This window comes from Frankia sp. CoWAU3, assembly GCF_977971855.1.
The window spans coordinates 2,441-7,448 of record NZ_CDWWXB010000144.1; the positions used below are offsets into that span (position 1 = coordinate 2,441).

Here is a 5,008-nt window from a genome sequence, read left to right on the forward strand (position 1 = left end):
TTAGCGCTCTGTGGCGGTCTATGATGGTCACGCGAGCCTTAAGGAGTGGGCCGAGTCGCAGGCCGCGGCGTACGTGACCGCGCGCCGTTGGTACGCGGCCGGTGTGCTCCCGGTTCCGGCGCGCAAGGTCGGTGGGCTGATCCTCGTCGGCGGACATGCGGCAGGGCCGGTCCGCGCCACGCCGTTCAAAGGACCTCATCCCCAGCGCGGTGGGCGTCCATCTGGCCCCGCTGGCCGGGACCGATGGCCCCTGATCAATACCGTTCATCGTCCTAACCTCGGCATGGCAGGTACAAGACGTCAGGGGGGCGTGATGAACGGACCGAGAACGAAGTCAGCCGATGCGCTCGCGCGCGACGTGATCCGGACCGCCCATGGGCAGGACATGATCATCGGACGGCTTCCCCTGGATGGGGAGGGCCAGGGCGCCAGCCAGATCATTCTGAACGTCGGCTGCCAACGGCACGACCGCGGCGAGGAGTGGGCGCGCCTGACCGTGCCCGAGGCGCGGCAGCTGGCCGGACGGCTGCTGGGGCAGGCCGCGGCAGCCGAACGCGACCGCGAGGATGCCGTCGGGACAGCAGACTCGGCGCTTGACCGCGGGCGGGACACGGCTGGGTCCGGAGACGGTCACCCGGGCCGGATCGATGTGGCCTACCTTGCGGGTGAGTCGTACGCGATCGGGGTCCGTGGACACGAGATGCTGGTTGACCAGCCGCTGCGGCACGGTGGTGACGACATCGCGGCGACGCCGACAGAGTTGTTCGTCGCCTCACTCGCATCCTGCGTCGCCTTCTACGCCGGCCGGTACCTCACCCGCCATGGAGTGTGCCGGGACGGTCTGCGGGTTGCTGCCGAGTTCGACATGGCGACTGACCGACCCGCCCGGGTGGCGGCGGTGCGGCTGCGAATCGCCGTTCCCGCCAGTCTGCCGGAACGGCGCCGGCCCGGCCTCGTAGCGGTGGCCTCGCACTGCACCGTCCACAACTCGCTGCACCAGCCGCCCGACGTCGGCATAGAGATCGCCTGATAAAGGCCGCTACCGGTTCGGGTACCTACCGTGGGCGATCATGGGTAGGCCGTCCTTCGGTCGCAGGGTGACCAGGGATTGCGGTGTGACGGGCAGGCCGGGTACGGGGGTGAAGGACCAGCGGCGGGCGATAGCGGCCAGGGCGAGCACGCCTTCGGTGATGGCGAAGGTGTTGCAGATGCACTGGCGGGGGCCGGCGCCGAACGGGAAGTAGGCGAAGCGAGGCCGCATCTTCGGCCCGGCGTCGGCCGGCTCATCGGCGGTGTCGGGCCCGGTCCAGCGGATGGGGTCGAAGAGTTCCGGTCGCGGCCACCAGCGCTCGTCGCGGTGCACCACCCATTGGCTGAAGACCGGGGTGGAGCCGGCGGGCAGGCGGTAGCCGGCGACGTCGCGGTCTTCGACGAGGTGGCGGCCCATGGCCCAGACGGGCGGGTACAGCCGCATCGCCTCGCTGATGACCGCGTTGGTGTAGGGCAACTGGGGCAGGTCGTCGATCGTCGGCCGCCGCTCGCCGAGCACCCGGTCGAGTTCGGCCTGCAGAGTCGCCAGTACTTCCGGATCCCGGCCGAGTAGGTGGAACGTCCAGGTCAGTGCGTTAGCGGTGGTCTCGTGGCCGGCGAGCAGGAGGGTGAGCGCCTCGTCGCGGACCTGGGAGTCGTCCATCGACGCGCCGGTGTCGGCGTCGCGGGCGGTCAGCAGCAGGGACAGCAGGTCGTTACCGGTGGCGCCGGTGGCGCGGCGGTCGGCGATCAGATCGTGGACGACGCGGTCGAGCGCGTTCCGGGCGTCTCGTCGGCGCCGGGGCGCCGGGAGCGGTAGCCGTTCGAGGGTAGTGAAGCCGGGAAGTTGGGCTCGGCGGGCTGCGGGCATGTTCTGGTCGAGAGCGGCCCGAATGACGTCGACGACGTGGCTGTCCAGGTCGACGTCGAACAGGGTCCGGGCGACGATCGCCAGGGTCATCTCGGTCATCTCGGTGTGCACGTCGAGGCGCTGCCCGTCCCGCCAGCCGTCGGCGGTCTTGTCCGCGATGGCCGCGAAGGCGTCGGCGTAGCCGGCGATCCGCTGCTTGTGGAACAGCGGCTGCAGCAGCCGGCGCTGCTGGCGGTGGGTGTCCCCGGCGCTGGTCAGCAGGCCCTGGCCCAGCAGCAGTGCCAGCGGCTGCACCACCGTTCGCCGGGAACCGGCGCCGCGGCGTACGGCACCTTTGGCGTAGGCCCGGTGTCCGCTGACCAGGGCGTCAGCAATCGCGTCCGGGTCGGTGACGAGGAAGGCCGACACCGGCCAGCTCGCCAGGCGCACCACCGGCCCATGGGCGCGGGCCAGCTCGTTGAGCCGGGTGAGCGGGTCGGCACGCAGCCGCCGGATCGCCTCGACCGGCCCCTCTCCCGAGCCGGGCACCCTGTCGGAGGTCTTGATGTCGGAGGTCTTGGCTGTGGATGGTGGCGCGGCGACGGAGCGGACGTGGGGAGCGCGGCTCATCACGACTTCCTTTCGGGCGGAGATGGGAGCGAGTGGGGTGGACGCAGGGGAAGCGGGCGCGCGGTGCTGAGGGCGCGCGGTGCTAATAGCCGATTAGCTGACGAGCACCACCGCGACGAGAAGGCCGATCTTCACGGCGAGGGCGACGTCGGCGGTCCGGCCGGTGGCGTTCGGCAGGCCGACCGCCGTCAGCAGGGTTACGGCGGCGCGCCGGACCGCCGGCCACAGCAGGACGGCCAGGCTCGCGCCGCACCCCGCGACGGCCAGTCGAAGGCCCACCGGGCCGGCAGCGACGACGCCGGCGATGGTCGACGCCGCGATAAGGGCGAATGCCTTGACAGCCGCGAAGGCCGTGACCGTCCGGCGAGCGCGGAGCAGAAGGGCGGACACGGCCGCGGACACGGCGACCATGACCAGAGCGGTCAGCGGGGTCAGCGGCTCGGGCCCAGTCTCGGCCAGGCGGGTGACATGCAGGTGCGGCACCGGCTGTTCGAGCCGCAGTGCCGCTGCCGTCAGCACGGTGAGCGCAGCGACGCCGGCTTGCACACCGCGCAGGACCGCCACGGCCGCGACCACCAGGAGCAGACGGCGCAGACGTCTCCGGGCCGGCGTGCCCCCGTGGCCGACGAGCGGCCTGGTCACCGAATGTTCTCCTAAAGTCACTGGCCGCATGTGCGCCTACGCGGAGCAGGCCCACGCGATCGAACCGGCGAGCGTTCGGCCGCCGGTGCTCGTCGCCGAGAAGGAAACGTCGCCACCAGTAGCGGTGACCTGCGCGGTGGCCGGTACGGCGGTGATCGCGTAGTGGGCATCCGGGCCGGTCATCGACACAGTCACCGAAGCCTGGTAGCTCCCTGGCCCGTGGTAACCGGCCACCCGCACGACGTCCGAGACGGCGTAGCCGTGGACCGAGCCGCTCGCCGACGCCACGTAGCGGGCGCCCGCGGTCTGGCAGCTCACCACCGTGTCGACGTGGCCGGAGACCGCCACCGGGGAGGTGATGGCCACGGTCAGGGAGCCCGGCCCGCCGGCACCCTTCCCGACCGCATCCGTGGATGTCGCGGCAGCCGACGCCGCCGCCGACACCGGTGTCGTTGAGGTTGGCTGGTCGGCTACCTGCCCGGCGGTCGCCGTCGCCGGCGCGGCGGTCACTACCCGGGCGCCAGGCTGGCAGGCCGCGATGGTAAGCAGCGCCGCACCGGCAACGGTAGCCGTTGCGAGACCTCGACGGACCGGAGCCTGAAGGTTCATGGGAACGGGACACCTGCCTTCGGGAGATCGGAGATGGTCAGGTGGCCCCGACGGGTGACCGTGGGAGCCAGCCGGCTGGGTGCCACGGTTTCCGTGGACCGGCTGTGCCCGTGTCCCCTGCCAGCAAGGCAAGAACATCAGCCTGGAATGAGAACCCTTTCCCGGCAAGATGTGAGGCACATTCGGATCCGCAGTTTTCTTGCTATGACCGGGCAACCCGCGGAGGCGGTGAACGCGGCGTCACTGGTCGAAACGGGCCGGCCCGGTCAGAGGAGGTTGACGGGCCGGACCGCGGCCAATTCTTCCCCTGTGCCGGCGGGGAGGACGATGCGGACGGTGGTGCCGGCGCCGGGGGCGCTGTCGAGGGTGGCGGTGCCGCCGTGGGCGGCGGCGATGGCGGCGACGATCGCCATTCCGAGGCCGCTGCCGGTCCGGCCACCGCCGCGGCTGCCTGCCGCCGACGGTCCTCGAAGGCCGCCTGAATCTGGCCGAGCATGGTGTTGAGCGCCGCCGCGAGCTGACCGGTCTCGGTGCGCGGACGCCCCGGCGGGACCCGCCGAGCCAGGTCGCCGCCGGCGATGGCGGCCGCCGTACGGGTGATGTCCCGCAGCGGGCGTAGCCCCCGGCCGAGCAACAGCCAAGCCGCCGTACCGGTCAGCGTGAGTACGGCCGCACCAGCGGCGGCCTCGTCCAGGGTCACATCGGCGAACGTGAGCACCGGCGCCGGCGGCACCCTGGCCGGGTCTCCCGCACTCATCCCCACCTCTTCCCGCCGCCCTTCAGCCCTCGCCAGCCCGGCCGGCGGGCTCCACCCCCGGCCACCACGAGGTCAGCGGCTCGTCGCACCTCGCATTCCATACAAGAAAGATGTGAATTCCGTACGAAAGCGGGTGGTGAGACGTAGCGGCGTAGGTGGCTGTCGAACTCGTACTCGGCGCGGTCGGCACCACGCCGCCCGCTCCCGGCACGCTATGGCGCGAGCAGATCAAAATCATGGTTGGGCGGGTATGCCAGGCTGTGGGCATTCCCTTGCCCGCTTATGGGCGCCGACCAGAGGGGTCCGATGATCATCCGTTTCCCCCGCACGTCTTGGTTGCTCGCCGTGTTCGTCGCTGGCGCGGTCGCCCTCACCGGCTGCTCGGGGCCACTTCGGCGCTCCGCGGCAGGCCCGGCAGAGCCCGCCAGCACCGCGACGGCTTCTACGCCGGCCGCTGTCCCGGTCGGATCGTCGGTACGGTCGATCAACGT

General features: G+C 71.5%; 6 protein-coding genes and 1 pseudogene. 1 reads left to right on the forward strand and 6 read right to left on the reverse strand.

Annotated elements, in window-relative coordinates; genetic code table 11:
* The first annotated feature begins 313 nt into the window (after positions 1-313).
* Positions 314-1,030, forward strand: a complete 717-nt coding sequence (locus AC08ON_RS12885; protein ID WP_476607974.1) for an OsmC family protein — start codon at positions 314-316, stop codon at positions 1,028-1,030.
* Between the two features lie 9 nt (positions 1,031-1,039).
* Here AC08ON_RS12885 and AC08ON_RS12890 read toward each other — a convergent pair whose 3' ends face one another.
* From AC08ON_RS12890 to AC08ON_RS12915, 6 genes and pseudogenes are all read right to left on the reverse strand, one after another.
* Positions 1,040-2,509: a cytochrome P450 gene (locus tag AC08ON_RS12890; RefSeq protein ID WP_476607975.1), complete on the reverse strand. Its 1,470-nt coding sequence runs from the start codon at positions 2,507-2,509 to the stop codon at positions 1,040-1,042.
* Positions 2,510-2,602: 93 nt separating this feature from the next.
* The gene (locus tag AC08ON_RS12895; RefSeq protein WP_476607976.1) at positions 2,603-3,151 is read right to left on the reverse strand and encodes a histidine kinase; all 549 of its coding nucleotides are present in this window, start codon (positions 3,149-3,151) and stop codon (positions 2,603-2,605) included.
* Positions 3,152-3,187: 36 nt separating this feature from the next.
* A complete protein-coding gene (locus AC08ON_RS12900; protein ID WP_476607977.1) occupies positions 3,188-3,760 on the reverse strand; it encodes a hypothetical protein in 573 nt (190 codons plus the stop codon).
* A gap of 266 nt (positions 3,761-4,026) precedes the next feature.
* Positions 4,027-4,173 (reverse strand): ATP-binding protein, encoded by a 147-nt coding sequence (locus tag AC08ON_RS12905; protein WP_023840010.1) that lies wholly within the window; start codon positions 4,171-4,173, stop codon positions 4,027-4,029.
* A gap of 125 nt (positions 4,174-4,298) precedes the next feature.
* Positions 4,299-4,517: pseudogene (locus AC08ON_RS12910) on the reverse strand (HAMP domain-containing protein); the annotation flags it as partial.
* Between the two features lie 212 nt (positions 4,518-4,729).
* Positions 4,730-5,008: hypothetical protein (locus AC08ON_RS12915; RefSeq protein ID WP_476617055.1), on the reverse strand; the 279-nt coding region annotated here is incomplete at its 5' end.